At 50.8% G+C, this 17,087-nt stretch carries 10 protein-coding genes; 3 read left to right on the top strand and 7 right to left on the bottom strand.

Features of this window, described 5'->3' with window-relative positions:
• The 4 genes from Q8O77_RS02235 to Q8O77_RS02220 form a co-directional block, all read right to left on the bottom strand.
• Complete coding sequence (locus Q8O77_RS02235; RefSeq protein ID WP_305551216.1) at positions 1–1,827, bottom strand: DUF294 nucleotidyltransferase-like domain-containing protein; 1,827 nt, start codon at positions 1,825–1,827, stop codon at positions 1–3.
• Positions 1,828–1,867: 40 nt separating this feature from the next.
• Positions 1,868–2,386, bottom strand: coding sequence for a hypothetical protein (locus tag Q8O77_RS02230; protein ID WP_305551214.1), 519 nt, complete (start codon positions 2,384–2,386; stop codon positions 1,868–1,870).
• 94 nt (positions 2,387–2,480) lie between these two features.
• Positions 2,481–4,247, bottom strand: a complete 1,767-nt coding sequence (locus tag Q8O77_RS02225; protein ID WP_305551212.1) for a sodium:solute symporter family protein — start codon at positions 4,245–4,247, stop codon at positions 2,481–2,483.
• Between the two features lie 7 nt (positions 4,248–4,254).
• Positions 4,255–4,518 carry a DUF4212 domain-containing protein gene (locus Q8O77_RS02220; protein WP_305551210.1) on the bottom strand — a complete coding sequence of 88 codons (264 nt, stop codon included), beginning with the start codon at positions 4,516–4,518 and terminating at the stop codon, positions 4,255–4,257.
• Between the two features lie 163 nt (positions 4,519–4,681).
• On the opposite strand from Q8O77_RS02220, the gene Q8O77_RS02215 reads away from it, so the two are divergent.
• Entirely contained in the window at positions 4,682–8,230 is a 3,549-nt protein-coding gene (locus Q8O77_RS02215) for a PAS-domain containing protein (protein ID WP_305551209.1), read from the top strand.
• A gap of 20 nt (positions 8,231–8,250) precedes the next feature.
• On the opposite strand, the gene Q8O77_RS02210 is transcribed toward Q8O77_RS02215, so the two are convergent.
• Both Q8O77_RS02210 and acs read right to left on the bottom strand, forming a co-directional pair.
• Positions 8,251–8,928 carry a response regulator transcription factor gene (locus Q8O77_RS02210; protein WP_305551207.1) on the bottom strand — a complete coding sequence of 226 codons (678 nt, stop codon included), beginning with the start codon at positions 8,926–8,928 and terminating at the stop codon, positions 8,251–8,253.
• A 119-nt stretch (positions 8,929–9,047) separates the two neighbouring features.
• Positions 9,048–11,012 carry an acetate--CoA ligase gene (gene acs / locus Q8O77_RS02205; protein ID WP_305551205.1) on the bottom strand — a complete coding sequence of 655 codons (1,965 nt, stop codon included), beginning with the start codon at positions 11,010–11,012 and terminating at the stop codon, positions 9,048–9,050.
• Positions 11,013–11,269: 257 nt separating this feature from the next.
• Here acs and Q8O77_RS02200 point away from each other — a divergent pair, with 257 nt between their 5' ends.
• Positions 11,270–12,421 carry a DcaP family trimeric outer membrane transporter gene (locus Q8O77_RS02200; RefSeq protein ID WP_305551203.1) on the top strand — a complete coding sequence of 384 codons (1,152 nt, stop codon included), beginning with the start codon at positions 11,270–11,272 and terminating at the stop codon, positions 12,419–12,421.
• A 90-nt stretch (positions 12,422–12,511) separates the two neighbouring features.
• Here Q8O77_RS02200 and rne read toward each other — a convergent pair whose 3' ends face one another.
• Complete coding sequence (gene rne, locus Q8O77_RS02195; protein WP_305551201.1) at positions 12,512–15,631, bottom strand: ribonuclease E; 3,120 nt, start codon at positions 15,629–15,631, stop codon at positions 12,512–12,514.
• Between the two features lie 501 nt (positions 15,632–16,132).
• Between rne and rluC the strand changes: the two genes are divergently transcribed.
• A complete protein-coding gene (gene rluC / locus Q8O77_RS02190; protein ID WP_305551199.1) occupies positions 16,133–17,086 on the top strand; it encodes a 23S rRNA pseudouridine(955/2504/2580) synthase RluC in 954 nt (317 codons plus the stop codon).
• Position 17,087: the final 1 nt, after the last annotated feature.

Raw genomic sequence — 17,087 nt, 5'->3', positions numbered from 1 at the left:
TTAAAGATCCCGGCAGAAACGGTGTTTTACACTGGCCTGGGCGCTGTTGATCACGGCAAAGCTGTCTTTCATTTGGTGCCGTGCCAGGCCGGATATTTCTGACGGGTCCAGTAAATTGGTCACATCATGGCCTTGTTGTAAGTCGTGCTGGTGTTTTTCCCAGCGCAGTTGCGCCAGCAAATCAAAGGCATCATTTAAATTCTGGCTGTCTTTGCTGTCTATCACGCCTTGTGCGGCCAGTTGCTGCAGGCGCCGGCGGGTATTCACTTCATATATGCCGGCCGACAGCGCATAAACGCGGACTAAATCTGTGATCAGGCTGATACCGCGCTTTTTCAAATCCAGGCCTTTTTTATGTTTGCCGTCTTGTTCCAGAATAAAGTTCTTAAAAAAGCCCAGCGGCGCTGTGCGCTGCAGAGCAGCCTGTGCCAGATGATACAAAAACAGTGGCGCCTGAGCCGTGCGCTGCAGAATATCTTCCTGTAGGGCGTTAAACAGGCCTCTGCTGCCATCTATTACCCGCAGGTCGAAGAAGATGCTGGCTTTTAGCAGCGCATCCGGCGTAGGGGTGGCTATCCAGCGGGCAAAACGGCCGGACCAGCCTTTTAAGCTTAAGCGCAGCTCGGCATTACTGGCCATAATATTGCCCGGGCACAGGGTAATGCCGCAGCGTGCCAGGCCCTGGCAAACAAAATCGGCTAACTGCGCAAAATAATCACCGACTGCGCCGCTGGGTTCTTTCTCCAGCAGCAGTGCATTGTCCTGATCGGCATTTAAGCTTTGGTCCATCCGCGCCTGGGAGCCAAAAGCCAACCAACTGAAGACGCAGGGGGGCTCGCCCAGTTGTTGCTGAGCCAGGTAAATAAGGCGCTGGGTCAGGGCGTCGGTAATGGTGGTAATAATATGGCCGGCTTCATGGGCCGGTACCTGCTGCTTACTCAGCGTAACAGCAAGGTTGGCTATCTGCTGGCTGCAGCGCTCCAAGCCGTCAACTGTTGCCTGGCGGTGGATTTCGCCAATCAGGTAAACCGGATGGTCCTGCTGGCTGCGGATCACGTCGGTCGCCGTTAGCATGCCACAGCAAATGCCTTGTTCTATTACCGGCAAATGGTGAATATTGTGCTGGCTCATTTGTTGTACGGCTTCATACAAATAGGCATGGCGCTCAATACTCTGCGGTTGCCGCGTCATCACCTGGCCCACCTGAGTACTTGCCGGTAACGCTTGTGCCAGTACACGGCTTCTTAAATCGCGGTCGGTAACAATGCCCACCAGCTTGTCGTGTTCTTCTACCAGCAAGGATGATACGCGCTGGTCTGACATTAATTTGGCCGCCTGCTGTACGGTTTGCTCCGGCCGTACCGCAATTTTACGCTGCTGTACCACATCACTGATTTTCAGCGTAAAGCGCGAGCTTTGTTGCTGCTCGCGGTATTGGTGTAGCCGGCGGCTGAACAGGCGTTGAAAAAAAATATCAATATTTTTGTACTGATAACGGCATTGGTGAAAGGCGTCGGCTTCGAGCCAATACACCAGGCCATCTTCTTCACACTGCAGGGTATCATTGTCCGTTAAGCCGGTAAGCAGTTGCTGATAACCATAAAAATCACCGCTTTGCAGTTTGGTCAATAGTTGCTGCTGATCACTGTACAGCGTAAAAATACCGGTGCGGACAATCAGCAAACGCTCAGTGTTAATATTAACGCTATCCCCGGTCTGGTAATAATACACTTTGATATGGGCCGATAAACCGGCAACGGCAGCACTGCTCAGTTGATCGAACGGTGTGGTGTCACAGAGAAAATTACTGACATCTGCTATTTCCATTATTGCTCCGGGCGCGGTAGTGGCCGCTAACGCTGCATTATCAGCTGTGGCACAGTGCCAGTAGCAGCGGATCAGTTTGGCTAAGTTGTTGCCACTCAGGGCTTAGCGTTTCATTGCCCTGCGGTATAAGTAATTGGTCGGTAAAATTGGCGCGGGAATGTTGCGCGCAATGGACTACCTGGGGTACACGTCTGGCCTGAGCCCGGCGTTCAAAAAAATACAGATCAACTAATTTAAGCTGCGGATTAACTGTATTGGCAGAAGCATTGGCAATATCGGCCGCGATAAAGCGCAGCGTTTGCGGATACAGGTAACTCCATGGCCGCCAAACTGCCTGTTGCTCAACGGCTTTCACCACTACCACGCCTTGCGGCAATAAGCTGGTTTGATGCTCGAACCAGGTGTATTCGCTGTAGATTTGAAAACCTAACATAGCGGCACCGGCAAATACCGGGATTAACCAGCGCGGGGCGATATTGTTACTGAGCTTGCGCAGCAGTAATGCAATGCCTGCCGCACCTAAACCGGCGAATACCGTTGCAATCAATTCCCACAGCATAATGTCTTTCCTGAAAAAGACGGGCCTTCACCATGAAAGCCCGTATTGTTATAGCTACCTTACTACAGTAGCTGAAGTAAGGTAAATCAGATGCTTAGTGATCAGTGGCTGCACCGGCACCTTTAGGGTAACGCACACTTTCTACCAGTTGTTGGATATGTAACGGTGGCGCTTCTGTTGCTGAGGATACGGCAAAGGCAACAATAAAGTTAATCATTGCACCAATAGCACCGAACGACAGCGGGGAGATACCAAATAACCAGTTATCCGGCGTGTTAGCCAAGGTTGCTGTACCCGGGATAAAGAACCAACCCAGGAACAGAAAGATATAAATTACCGTTGACAGTAAACCTGCCAGCATACCGGCGATTGCACCTTTGCTGTTCACCCGTTTGGAGAATATACCCATCATCAGCGCCGGGAAGATAGACGCTGCGGCAATACCAAATGCCAACGCAACAACCTGGGCGGCGAAACCGGGCGGATTCATCCCCAGCCAGGTCGCCACCACTATGGCCACTGCCATCGAAATCCGTGCTGCCAGCAGTTCACCCTTCTCACTGATACCCGGATTAATCGAGCCCTTGATTAAGTCATGGCTGATAGCCGACGATATCGCCAACAACAAGCCCGCCGCAGTAGATAAGGCTGCTGCCAAACCACCGGCGGCAATTAAGCCGATAACCCAGCCTGGTAAGTTGGCAATCTCAGGGTTTGCCAGTACCAGAATATCGTTATTTACTGTCAGCTCGTTACCGTTCCAACCCCGTGCGTCAGCCGTTGCTTTAAAGGCGGCAGTGTCGTTATACAGTTGAATACGGCCATCGGCGTTTTTATCGTCAAACTTAATTAAGCCCGTTAATTCCCAGTTTTTAATCCAGTCCGGACGTTCAGCATATTCAATTGCATCAGCAGTCGGGCCGGCAGGGTAAATTGTGGTTAACAGGTTTAACCGTGCCATAGAGGCTACAGCCGGTGCGGTTAAATACAGCAGCGCAATAAACACCAGCGCCCAACCGGCAGACCAGCGGGCATCCGATACCTTAGGTACGGTGAAAAAACGAATAATAACGTGCGGTAAGCCGGCGGTACCAATCATCAGTGACAGAGTGAATAACACCATATTCAGTTTATTGGAAACGTCAGCGGTGTAATCAACAAAGCCCAGATCCCGCACCACCATATCCAGTTTCTGTAGCAACGGAATGCCGGATTCAACGTGATCAGAGAACAAGCCCAGCGGTGGTAAGAAGTTACCGGTTAACTGCAGCGAGATAAATACCGCAGGGATGGTATAAGCGATAATCAGTACCACGTACTGTGCTACCTGGGTATAGGTAATACCTTTCATACCGCCCATTACCGCGTACAGGAACACGATAACGCCGGCGATAATCAGACCGGTATCACTTTCCACTTCCAGGAAGCGCGAAAACGCTACACCAGCGCCGGTCATCTGGCCGATAACGTAAGTTACCGAAGCAATGATTAAACAGGCCACCGCTACAAAGCGGGCGTTTTTACTGTAAAAACGGTCACCGATAAATTCCGGCACGGTAAACTTACCGAACTTACGCAGATAGGGGGCTAACAGCATGGCCAGCAGTACATAACCACCGGTCCAGCCCATCAGGTAGGTTGAATTGGCATAACCACCGGCGGCAATTAAGCCCGCCATAGAGATAAAAGATGCAGCAGACATCCAGTCGGCCGCAGTGGCCATACCGTTCATTACCGGGTGTACACCACCACCGGCTACGTAAAACTCTTTGGTTGACCCGGCCCGGGCCCAAATCGCGATAGCGATATAGAGCGCGAAGGAGCCGCCAACAAAAATAAGATTAATGGCAAATTGACTCATGACGGGCTTACTCCTCGTGCAGGCCAAATTCTTTATCAAGCTTATTCATTCTCCAGGCATAGAAGAAGATTAAGACGATAAAGGTTAAAATAGACCCCTGTTGTGCAAACCAGAAGCCAAGGTCGGTACCGCCTACACTGATGCCTGCCAGCATGGGACGCAATAAGATCCCGAAACCGTAAGACACCAGAGCCCAGACGATGAGGCTGCCAATGATCAGGCGAAGGTTCGCTGACCAATAAGCCGCCGCGTTGCGATCGTGCTCTGTCATAATAATTACACTCCTTTCCTTTGTTATTTTTATCTCGCAAAGTTAATCTAGCAGTAGTTAACACAAGTGAAAGCCCGACTTTAGTCGAAGCTGTAGCGCGGGGCATTGACTTGCAACGCGGCCTGAGCCAAAAGTAAAACAAGAAAAATAACAGGAGAGTGCAGTGGCCGCTTGGATCGTTGCTTTGTTGGCGTTGCTATATGTTGGTGGTTTGTTTCTTATTGCCAACTGGGGCGAGCGTCATGCGGATGATAAACTAATACGAAAGTATGGGGGCCTGATCTACAGTCTGGCGTTAGCGGTGTACTGCACTTCGTGGACTTATTACGGCGCTGTAGGTACTGCTGTTACCCGCGGTTGGGACTATATTCCGATTTACCTCGGCCCTGTGTTGCTGTTTATTTTTGCCCAGCCGTTCTTGTTTAAACTACTCTATGTTGCCAAAAAGCAAAATGTCACCTCGGTGGCCGACTTTATCTCTGCCCGTTACGGCAAACGCAAAAATATCGCCCTGATTGCCTCGCTGGTGTGCCTGGTGGTGGTGGTGCCTTATATTGCGCTGCAATTAAAGGCCGTATCCAGCTCTTATCAGGTATTACTCGGCGGTGATTTTAATGACGACACCGCCAACTGGTGGCAGGACAGTGCCTTTTTAAGCGCGTTGGCAATGGCATTTTTCGCTATTTTATTTGGTACCCGCAAGCTGCACCTGACCGAGCAAAGCCGTGGTGTGATGGTGGCTATTGCCTTTGAATCCGTGGTGAAGTTGTTTGCCTTGTTAATGTTGGCGCTGGCGGTTTATGTGTTTGTGCTCAGTGACGAGCGCAGTATTTTTCTGCGTTTTGCCGATCATGCCATGGCGCAACAACAAACCAGCAGCAGTTACGGCGTGGTGGAGTTTATTACCAAAACCATTTTAGCGATGGCGGCGGTGTTTTTACTGCCGCGCCAGTTTCATGTCGCCTTTGTTGAAAATGTCTCACATCATCATTTACGCCACGCCAGACGCTGGTTTTCACTGTACTTATTTCTGGTCACCATAGTGGTTATTCCTATCGCCATTGGCGGTATGCAGTTATTTCCGCAGGCGCTCAGTTCGGCCGACAGCTTTGTACTGTTAATTCCGGCCCAATCCGGTTGGCATACCTTAAGCGTACTGGTGTTTATCGGCGGCTTCTCTGCGGCAACCTCGATGATCATTATTGCCACCCTGGCGTTGTCGACGATGATCAGCAACGACGTCATTATGCCGGGCTTGTTGCGCCACAGCAAAAAACGTGGCCTCGGCCACGACTATAGTTTGTTGATCCTGCTGGTGCGTCGCAGCATGGTAATATTAGTGATGTTGCTGTCTTATTTGTATTACCGTGTGTTTGCCCGCAACTACGAGCTGGCCGAAACCGGTTTGTTGGCCTTTGCGCTGGTGATCCAGCTGGCGCCGGCAGTGATCGGTGGCCTGTACTGGCGCCGCGGCAATGCCAACGGTGTTTACCTTGGCTTAACGGTCGGCTTTGTGTTGTGGTTTTATACGCTGATGTTGCCGCAGTTGGTCAGTACCGGCGCCATTGACAGTAACATTATGCAAACCGGTTTATTCGGCTGGTCCTGGCTGGTGCCTACCGCCTTATTCGGTGTTGAGCTGGATAGCTTAAGCCACGGCGTGTTGTTTTCGCTGGGTTTTAATCTGCTGTTCTATGTGTTGGCCTCTTTGTTGACTCAGGTTAATCTACAGGACCGGCTGCAGGCTGTGGCCTTTGTTAAGCCCAATTTGCCGGTTAATCATCAGGACACCCCGGCACGGCGTATCCGCATCCGTAACACCGATTTAAAAATTCTGTTGGAGCGTTTTGTCGGTAACGGCCGCGCGGCGGAGTGTTTACAAGAGTACGCCAGGCGCCAACAAGAATCGTTGCAGTTGGATGATTTACCCAGTGTTGGCCTGGTGGAGCACGTAGAGCGTGAACTGGCCGGGGTAATTGGCGCCTCTTCGGCAGCGGCGATGGTGAATGCTGTACTGGAAGGGCGGCAACTGGGTTTTGAAGATGTGGTAACCCTGTTTGACGACACCACCCAGGCTATTCAGTTTTCGCGTAAAATCCTGTTCTCTACCCTGGAGCATTTAAGCCAGGGCGTCAGTGTGGTCGACCGCGAGTTAAAGTTGGTGGCGTGGAACAAAGCGTATCTGGAAATGTTTTCTTACCCCGAAGCTATGGTGCGGGTAGGCCGGCCGGTAGCCGATATAGTGCGCTTTAACGCCGAGCGCGGCTTGTGTGGCCCGGGCAGTGCCGACGAGCACGTCGAAAAGCGTATTTCACATATGCAAAAAGGCACGGCGCATGTGTTTCAGCGGGTAAGGCCGGACGGCCGTGTGATAGAAATGCGCGGTAATCCTATTCCGGGCGGTGGTTTTGTTACCAGTTTTACCGATATATCGGACCATGTTAAAGCGGTGCAAGCGCTGGCAGAAGCCAAGCAACATTTGGAAGACCGCGTGCAGGAGCGCACCCAAACCATCTCTGAGATAAATCACGAGCTGTTAGGCGAGGTGCGGCGCCGGCGCGAAACTGAGCAGCAGCTGCTACAGGCCAAGGCCGAAGCAGAAGCCGCTAACGCCTCGAAAACACGCTTTCTGGCGCTGGCCAGCCATGACATTTTACAGCCGCTCAATGCAGCGCGGTTATTTACCGCGGCGCTGGCCGGTATTAAAGATACACAGCAACAACAGCATATTATCGGCCAGTTGGACAATTCGCTGAAAGCGTCGGAAGAGCTGATCTCTACTTTGCTGGAAATCGCCAAGCTGGACGATGGCAAGTTAACGCCGGATGTGCAAAATGTGGCGATAAAAGAGTTGCTGGCGCAATTGTCAGACGAATTCAGTTTGCTGGCCAAACAAAAAGGCTTACAGCTGAGCGTAAGGGCTGCGGACTATCAGGTGCAAACCGATCCGACCTATTTGCGGCGAATTTTGCAAAACTTGCTGTCTAATGCGATTAAATACACGAAAACAGGTCGCATAGTGCTGGGTTGTCGCAAGCGCGGTTCGCAGCTGTTGATCCAGGTGTGGGACACAGGTCCCGGTATTACAGACGGTGATTTACAGCGTATTTTTGAAGATTTTTACCGTATTGATGCCACCGCGAAAGGCGAGCAGGGGGTAGGGTTAGGCTTGGGAGTGGTCAACCGGATGGCAAAGTTACTCGGCCATCCGCTTAAAGTGGTATCCACACCCGGTAAAGGCAGTATGTTCAGTTTAGTGCTGCCGCTGAGCCAGGCAGAGTTAAGGCCGGAGTTGCCGTTGCCGGGCAATATTCAGCAAAGGCCGGTGCAGGGGTTGTCGGTAGTGTGTGTCGATGATGATGCGGCTAATCTGGCCGCATTAACGGTGTTGTTGCAGCAATGGCAAATTGATGACGTTAAGAGCTTTTTTGATGAAGAAAGTCTGCTGGACTATGCACGTTTGCATGGCGCACCGGATGCCTTGTTAATTGACTATCAGCTGGGTCAGCACCTGAATGGCTTGCAGCTGTATGAAAAAATCAAATTGGTTTGGGGTAATGTAAACGGCATTTTGGTATCAGCCTCGCCTGAAGCCGGGCTGGCGATGAAAGCCAAACAGCATGGCCTGATGTTTCTGGCCAAGCCGATAAAACCGGCGGCACTGCGTGCCAGCTTAAACCACTTAAAAATGTTAAAGCGCGCAGCACATTAACTGTGGGTTGCGCTGCTTCTTCAGTGTTGTGCCATCGCCTTATTTACCGGTGGCTCCAGCGTTAAGCGCTGCGCCTGGATCACTACCTGGGTGCGGTTGGTTACGCCAAGTTTGCGGAAAATAGCGGTAATATGCGCTTTTACTGTGGCTTCAGAAATATGTAAGTCGTAAGCAATTTGCTTGTTCAGCCAGCCTTCGGTCAGGTAATACAGCACTTTATATTGCTGTTGTGTCAGCTGCGCCACTTTTGCGGCTAAGTCTAAGTCTTCTTCTGCTTTATCACTGCGGTGTTCCAGCACCTGCTTTTTAATTGCCGCCGGCACCCAGAGCTCACCAGCCAGTACGGCGTTCAATGCTGCGCTGATATCTGCCGGATTAGCTGATTTAGGCACGTAAGCGGAGGCACCAAAAGCCATAACGCGGCGGATCACATCCAGCTCTTCACTGGCGGAGATCACCACTATCGGTAATGACGGAAAGGATTTACGCAGTTGGATTAAGCCGAGAAAACCGCAGTTACCAGGCATATGTAAATCCAGCAGCAGTAAGTCTGTGTCGGGGTGTTGTTCCAGCGCCGCGCAGGTGCTGTCAAAGCTGTCGGTTTCTATGGTTGCTTTAGTGGCAAAAGTGCTGCTGATAGCATTTATCAGCGCGTTGCGAAACAGCGGGTGGTCGTCTGCGACGATCAGTTTTGCCATCTTGTCCTCCGGCGACAGGAATTATAATTATTATGTCATTTGTATAAAAAAGGCCGCATTTGCGGCCTTTATACTGAGGTGAGCACGCCACTGTGTCAAGCGCGCACTGGTGCTATGGCTTATTTCCGGTTTAAACGGTTGTTTACCAGGGTTTCAACCACTGACGGATCTGCCAGGGTAGAAATATCGCCCAGTTGATCATGCTCATTGGCAGCAATTTTACGCAAAATACGCCGCATAATTTTGCCGGAGCGGGTTTTCGGCAAACCAGTCGGCGCCCACTGGATCAGATCCGGCGCGGCGATAGGCGAAATCTCTTCGCGCACCCAATCACGCAGGGCCTTGGTTAATTCGGCGCTGGGTTCAATGCCAACACGCGGCGTAACATACACATAAATGCCCTGGCCCTTAATATCGTGCGGGTAACCGACTACAGCAGCTTCTGCTACGGCATCGTGCGCCACCAGGCAGCTTTCAATCTCTGCTGTGCCTAAACGGTGACCGGAGATATTTAATACGTCATCGACACGGCCGGTTAACCAGTAATAGCCATCGGCATCACGTTTGGCGCCATCGCCGGTAAAATACAAGCCCGGGTAAGTGCTGAAATAGGTTTGTTCAAAACGGTCATGGTCACCATAAATGCTGCGCATTTGTCCGGGCCAGCTGTCTTTAATCACCAGGTTACCTTCGCATTCACCGCTTAACTCTTTGCCTTCATTATCGACAATCGCCGGCTGTACGCCGAAGAAAGGCCGGGTGGCTGAACCTGGTTTCAGTTCGGTACAACCGGGCAGTGGTGTAATTAAAATGCCGCCGGTTTCGGTTTGCCACCAGGTATCGACGATAGGGCAGTTACCCTTGCCGAATTTCTCGTGGTACCAGTTCCAGGCTTCAGGGTTAATCGGCTCACCTACACTGCCGAGGGTTTGCAGTGATGCCAGGCTGGCGCCTTCTACCGGTGCATCGCCGTGTGCCATCAGGGCGCGTATCGCGGTAGGAGCGGTATAAAGGATATTCACTTTATACTTATCGACAATTTGTGCCATGCGCTTTACGCTGGGGTAATTCGGCACACCTTCAAATAACACGCTGGTGGCGCCGTTAGCCAAAGGCCCATAGACAATATAAGTATGGCCGGTTACCCAGCCGATATCTGCGGCACACCAGTACACATCGCCTTCATGGTAATCAAATACGTATTGATGCGTCATCGACGCCCATACCATATAACCCCCGGTGGTGTGCAGCACGCCTTTGGGTTTGCCGGTAGAGCCGGAGGTATACAGGATAAACAGCGGGTCTTCAGCGTTCATTGGCTCGGCAGGGCAGTAGGTGCTTTGGCGGCTTAATAAGTCGTGGTACCACACATCACGGCCGTCTTTACCGGCCTGCATATCAATATTTTTACCGACATGTTTTACCACGATAACGTTTTGCACCGGTGAGGCGTCACCCAAATGTCCTAACGCCATATCGGTGTTGTCTTTTAAGTTCGTCACGCGGCTGCCGCGCAGCGCCTGGTCGGCCGTGATCACCAGCTTGGAGTCGCAATCTACAATGCGGCTACCCAGTGCGTCGGGTGAAAAGCCGGCAAACACCACTGAATGCACCGCGCCAATGCGGGCACAGGCCAGCAGTGCTACGGTAGCTTCGGGGATCATCGGTAAGTAAATAGTGACGCGGTCACCTTTGCCCACTCCCAGCTGTTTCATGCCATTGGCCAGCCGGCAAACTTGCTGATGCAATTCGGCATAGGTTACCGACTTTTGCACATCGGGCGAGTCACCTTCCCAAAAATAGGCTACCTGATCAGCACGTTGTGGCAGGTGGCGGTCGAGGCAGTTATAGCTGGCGTTCAGAATGCCATCGCTAAACCAGTTAATATTCAGCTTGCCGCTGTCAAAGCTGGTATTTTTTACTTTGGTAAAGGGAGTAAGCCAGTGTAACCGCTTTGCATGCTCTGCCCAAAAGGTATCAGGAGAGCTGACAGACTGCTGATACATCTGCATGTACTGTTCGTTAGTGAGCAGCGAGCGTTTGGCTGCGTTGGCGGGTACCGGATAAACTGATGGATGTGACATAACTTCCCCTGTGAGACTGCTTTAATTTTCTAAGACTCTTTCTATAGAAGCCGTGTACGGTTTGAAATTAGACATTAGTCTAGCTAAAGTCAGGCGTGGCTGCCACGGCATTGACATCATGGCTGAATATACTGTTGTTTACTGTGAGGTTTAGCACGTTTAATCTGCGACTAAAGGCTAATTGCAGTAACAGCGTTAGTAAACCAAAGTTGAAACGAAAATTTACCATTAAAAGAAAAAACACGGAGAGACGGCAAATGAAAAAAATAACAACTGTATCTTATCTCGCTGCCTGCATCGCGCTTGGCGCCGGTGGTGTGCAAGCTGCGGGTTTCGATATCGGCGGTACTAATGTAACCTTTGGTGGCTATGTAAAACTGGATGCCATGGTAAGTGACTCTGATGGTGAAATAGCATCATTGGGCCGGGATTTTTATGTACCGTCGTTAACCCCGATCGGGGGCGACAGCACTACCAGATTTGATATGCACGCCCGCCAGTCACGCTTCTTTTTCTCTACTGCCACCGAGTTGGAAGACGGCAATAAAATTACCGGTCACCTTGAGTTCGATTTTATGACCAGTAATAACGGTAACGACGAGCGCACTACCAACGGCTACAGCCCGGTATTGCGTCATGCCTTTATCAAGTACAAAAACTGGACCCTGGGTCAAACCTGGTCCAACTTTATGGACCTGGCCTCACTGCCGGACACCCTGGATTTCGTTGGTAACCCCGACGCTGCGGTGTTTATCCGTCAGGCCCAGGTGCGTTATACCCAAGGCAACTTTGCTTTTGCCATTGAAAACCCGGAAAGTACCGTTACCCCATTTGGTGGTGGCGGCCGTATTACCACAGACGACAATGCTACGCCGGATTTCACCGCCAGCTACAATCTGAAAACGGATTGGGGTGTTGTGAAAGTAGCCGGTTTATTGCGCCAAATTGCCATTGACGACGGTACCTTTGATGACGAAGTGACCTCTTACGGTTTATCGGTCAGCACTAAAATTGATTTTGCCAACAAAGATGACCTGCGTATTACGCTGAATACCGGTAAAGGCCTTGGCCGTTATGTTGGCTTAAACACCGTGAACGGTGCTGTGTTGGATGCTGACGGCAACCTGGAAGCTATTGATGTAACAGCGTTCTCAGTGGCTTATCGTCATCTGTGGAATGATCAGTGGCGTTCTACCTTCCTGTACTCAACCCTGATGGCCGATAATGACACAGCGTTAACCGGCACAGGCGCAACCAAAACCACCCAGAGCTACAGTGCCAACCTGTTGTACCAGGCCACGAAAAAGCTGATGGTAGGTGTGGAGTATAAATTGGCTAACCGTGAAATCGAAGCTGGTGCAGATGGCGATATGAACCGTATTCAGTTCAGTGCCAAATATGATTTCTGATTAAACAAAGGTGATTTTTAATTAATATTACCCAATAAAAAAAGCCAGACAATGTCTGGCTTTTTTGTGTTTAGCGCTTAGTAAAGCAGATTATTCATCTGCTTTAGGCTTGGTCATCGGTGCCGTTACTGCCTGACGGGCAAAGGCTGAACCAGCAGGACGCTCTGAGCTGGCAACGCTTGGCCGTGCTGTTGCGGTAGGGGCAGCTTCAGGCGCAGGGCTTGTAGCCTCGTTGCTGTCTACTGCATCCGGCTTAGTCATGGTAGCGACCACCATTTGCGCATAACGGCCACCGGCAGGTTTAGCTGCAGGCTTTGGCGTAGCAGCTTTAACAGCTGCCGGTTCGGCTTTAACGGCCACGTCAGCAACAGCTTCAACTTTGATCTCAACGGCGTTAGCTGTAACTGCAGGGGCAACATCAACTGCCGCAGGCGCTGCTTTTTCAACAACTGCTTTCTCTGCTACAGTAGTCGGTTCAGCTGTTACGTCAGCGCTTACTGCAACCTCAGCTTCGGCTTGAGCCGCTTTTTTCGCGGCCGGTTTGCGACGGCTGCGTGGTTTTGGCTTATCTGCCGCTGCTGCTTCAACTTCAACAGTTTCTGTTGTTACAACCGGGGTCTCAGGCGTGCTGTCTGTCGCTACCACAGGGGTTGCGCTGTCAGCGTCGGCAGGCTGAGCAACGGCATTGCCGGCTGCTTCTGCAGCTGTGGCAGTATCCTGCACATCTGCTGCAGCTTCAGTTTGTTCCTGATCTTTTTTACGCTTCTGGCCGGCAGCACGTAAATGACGCGGCGAACGACGGTTACGGCTACGAGGCTCTGGCGCTTCTTCAGTCGTGGCATCATCTTTTGCTGCAACAAGGTCATCTGTCGTTGCATCAACCGTAGTGTCAACTGTTGCAGTGCTTTCGGTTGACGCAGCAGCTACAGCGGCAGTGTCGTTAGCGGTAGTTTCAACTACCGGATTAGCCGGCATTTCTTTTACTGTAACGGGCTCTACCGCTGCGGTTGCTTGCGCAGCAACGGCGGTTTCCACTGCGGTTGCGCTAACAACAGGCGCTGTTATCGGAGCTGCATTAGCGCCCTCAGCTTTATCCATCCGCACTGACTTGCGGATATTACGACGTTGACGACGCTCTGCAATACGTTGCGGTGCGCTGTCTTCATCGTCGTGCTCTTTTACCACAGGTGCTGCAACAGGTTTATCCTGCGGCTTTCTGGCTTCCTGTTGCGGTCTTGGAGCGCGTGCTTCCTGCGGCGGACGTTGTTGACGTTCAGCTTTGTTTTGCACTGCATCGTCTTTTACCGCTGTTGTTACAGCTCTGTCTTCGCCTTCATTACGACGACGCGGTTTATTACGGCGACGGTTGTTGTCGCGGTTTGCATCACGGCCATTTTCGCGGCTGGCGTCACGATTATTGTCACGACTGCCATCGCGGTTACCGCTACGCTGGTTAGTGCGCTCAGCGGTTTTCGCTGCCGGTTTAACTTCCGGTTGGCTTTCTGCCGGGGCAAATACTTTACCAAACCAGCTGCTGATGGCTTTAAGTAAACCACCGCTTTGCGGTGTAGTTGCTATTTCTGCTGCCGCTTTCGGGGCAGGGCGTGCTGCTGTGCTGTCGGCGATATTAATTGCAGAAATAGCCGGTTTTTCTTTAACTGCATCAGATGCCGGTTGATACAAGGTGGTGGTGGCTTCAGGTGCTTTCACCATGTTGTAGCTGACATCGTCAATTTCTTCGTCAATCCGAATACGGATCACTTCATGATTTGGTGTTTCCAGGTGCTCGTTAGGAATAACAAATACGCGGATACCGTGGCGGGTTTCAATGCGGCGCACTGATTCACGCTTTTCGTTCATCAGGTAAGTGGCAACAGACACCGGCACCTGAGCATGAATTTGACTGGTATTGTCTTTAATTGACTCTTCTTCAATTAAACGCAGGATAGATAGCGCAGATGACTCAGTGCTGCGGATAGTGCCGCGGCCATGACAACGCGGGCACACATGCGTAGCTGACTCGCCCAGTGACGGACGCAGACGCTGACGGGACATTTCCAGCAAGCCAAAACGGGAAATACGGCCAATTTGCACGCGGGCGCGGTCGTGTTTTACCGCATCTTTTAAGCGGTTTTCCACTTCGCGCTGGTGGCGTACCGGCGTCATATCAATAAAGTCGATCACGATTAAACCGCCTAAGTCACGTAAACGTAACTGACGGGCAATTTCATCGGCCGCTTCTAAGTTGGTGTTAAACGCCGTTTCTTCAATATCGCCGCCTTTGGTGGCTTTAGAGGAGTTGATATCAATGGCGGTTAAGGCTTCAGTGCTGTCGATAACGATAGAGCCGCCTGACGGCAGGCGGACTTCGCGGCGAAACGCTGATTCAATTTGGGTTTCAATCTGAAAGTGCATAAACAGCGGCACTTCGCCCTGATACAGCTTAACGCGGTGGGCAAAGTCAGGGCGGAACTGCTGAATATATACTTTAGCTTCTTCGAAAATACGCGGGTTGTCGATCAGGATTTCACCAACATCGCGGCGCAGATAGTCGCGAATAGCGCGAAATACCACATTGCTTTCCTGATGGATTAAAAACGGCGACGGACGCTTTTGCGCTTCTTCGGTAATGGCAGACCAGTGCTTTAACAGCGCTTTTAAGTCGTAATCCAGTTCTTCATAAGATTTACCCACACCGGCAGTGCGCACGATTAAACCCATGCCGTCCGGCATTTCTAACTGGCCTAAGGAGTCTTTTAATTCCTGACGCTCGTCACCTTCTATACGACGGGAAATACCACCGGCGCGCGGGTTGTTCGGCATCAGTACTAAATAAGAACCGGCAAGGCTGATAAAGGTAGTTAACGCTGCGCCTTTTTGGCCGCGTTCTTCTTTATCGATTTGGATAATAACTTCCTGACCTTCTTTCACCACTTCTTTAATGTTCGGACGACCATCGAAGCTGTAACCGGCAGGGAAGTAATCGCGGGAAATTTCTTTCAGCGGCAAAAAACCATGGCGATCAGCGCCGTAGTCAACAAATGCCGCTTCTAAGCTGGGCTCAACGCGGGTGATTTTACCTTTGTAAATATTGGCCTTTTTTTGCTCATGGCCGGGGCTTTCTATATCAAGGTCGTACAGTTTCTGGCCATCGACCAGTGCAACGCGGATTTCTTCTTCCTGCGTGGCGTTAATTAACATTCTTTTCATCGTTAGTGACTCGCATTTATGCAGCCACAACGCAGCCCGGTGGGCACCTGCGTGTTCAGACGTTATCAAACACTAATGGGTGCAGTCTCACGACTGGAATGTCTGAAGAAACCAAATTGTCACTGCTAAGGCTTTTGTGATGGCTTCGCAGTTTATGCTGTTTTCGTTTTTGGATCTGAAACACACCGCCATAAGGCGCTGCGTTATAGCAATATCTTTTATGCTCTGGTTGACCGGAACCCGTGTTTTGCCGTTGTTGATAACAGATTACGCAACATTATCTCAGGCAAATGGCGTTTGGTTTACGTCGGGGGTATAAAAAACGTTGGTTTTCACCACGATTTCGGTATGATCAGTCCCCCAAGCGCAGCCGCACAAATTCTCTTACGTCACTTTGAGCGCCCTAATTGCCAGTTTTTGGCATAATTAGCGGGGGGATTATCCCACTAATGTGCAGCCGATAGCAACTGAAATCTAATATTAGCAGAGTATTCAAAACCCATGACCGATGAAATCAAGTTACCTGTGCAATTAATTGAAATAGAACCTGATTTTATTGGTCAGCGCATAGACAATTTTTTACTGGCACGGCTCAAAGGCGTACCAAAAAGTGTTATTTATCGGGTTTTGCGAAAAGGAGAGGTGCGAGTGAACAAAAAGCGCATCAAACCTGAATACAAACTGCAGCAGGATGATGTGGTGCGCATTCCGCCATTAACCGTTGCCGCTGAAGGCGAGCCGGTGTCAGTAAAATTGTCGATGGTTAAAAACCTCGAACAACATATTTTATTTGAAGATAACGACCTGATTGTACTTAATAAACCGTCCGGTATGGCGGTGCATGGCGGCAGTGGCTTGCAGTTTGGTGTAATTGAAGCGCTACGGGCGCTGCGGCCATTGGCGAAACATCTGGAACTGGTGCACCGGCTTGACCGTGATACCTCAGGTTGTTTGCTGATTGCGAAAAAGCGCTCAGTGTTAACTCACTTGCATGAGCAATTGCGTAATAAAACCGTTGAGAAAAAATACTGGGCACTGGTGGCCGGTGATTGGGACAACAAGGTACGTAAAGTGACCGAGCCGTTGAAAAAGAATACGCTGCAGTCCGGCGAGCGGGTAGTGCGGGTTGACGAGAGGGAAGGCAAGCCGTCAGAAACCCGTTTTCGTATTTTACAGCGCTATCAGCAAGGTACCTTAGTTGAAGCCTTTCCGGTAACCGGCCGCACCCATCAAATTCGGGTGCACACGGCCTGTACCGGACATCCCATCGCTTGTGATGATAAATATGGCGATAATGCTTTTACCGCACAGATGCAGCAAATTGGCTTAAATCGCTTATTTTTGCATGCCAAAATTCTGAGTTTTATCCATCCGATGACAGAAACCACGATGCGGATAGAAGCGCCGCTGGACCCAAGCCTGGAGCAGGCACTGACGAAATTAACGAGAAAGTAAA

It is taken from the genome of Rheinheimera sp. (genome assembly GCF_030690345.1).
GTDB lineage: Bacteria > Pseudomonadota > Gammaproteobacteria > Enterobacterales > Alteromonadaceae > Alishewanella.
This window is presented reverse-complemented; position numbering and strand designations above follow the sequence as displayed.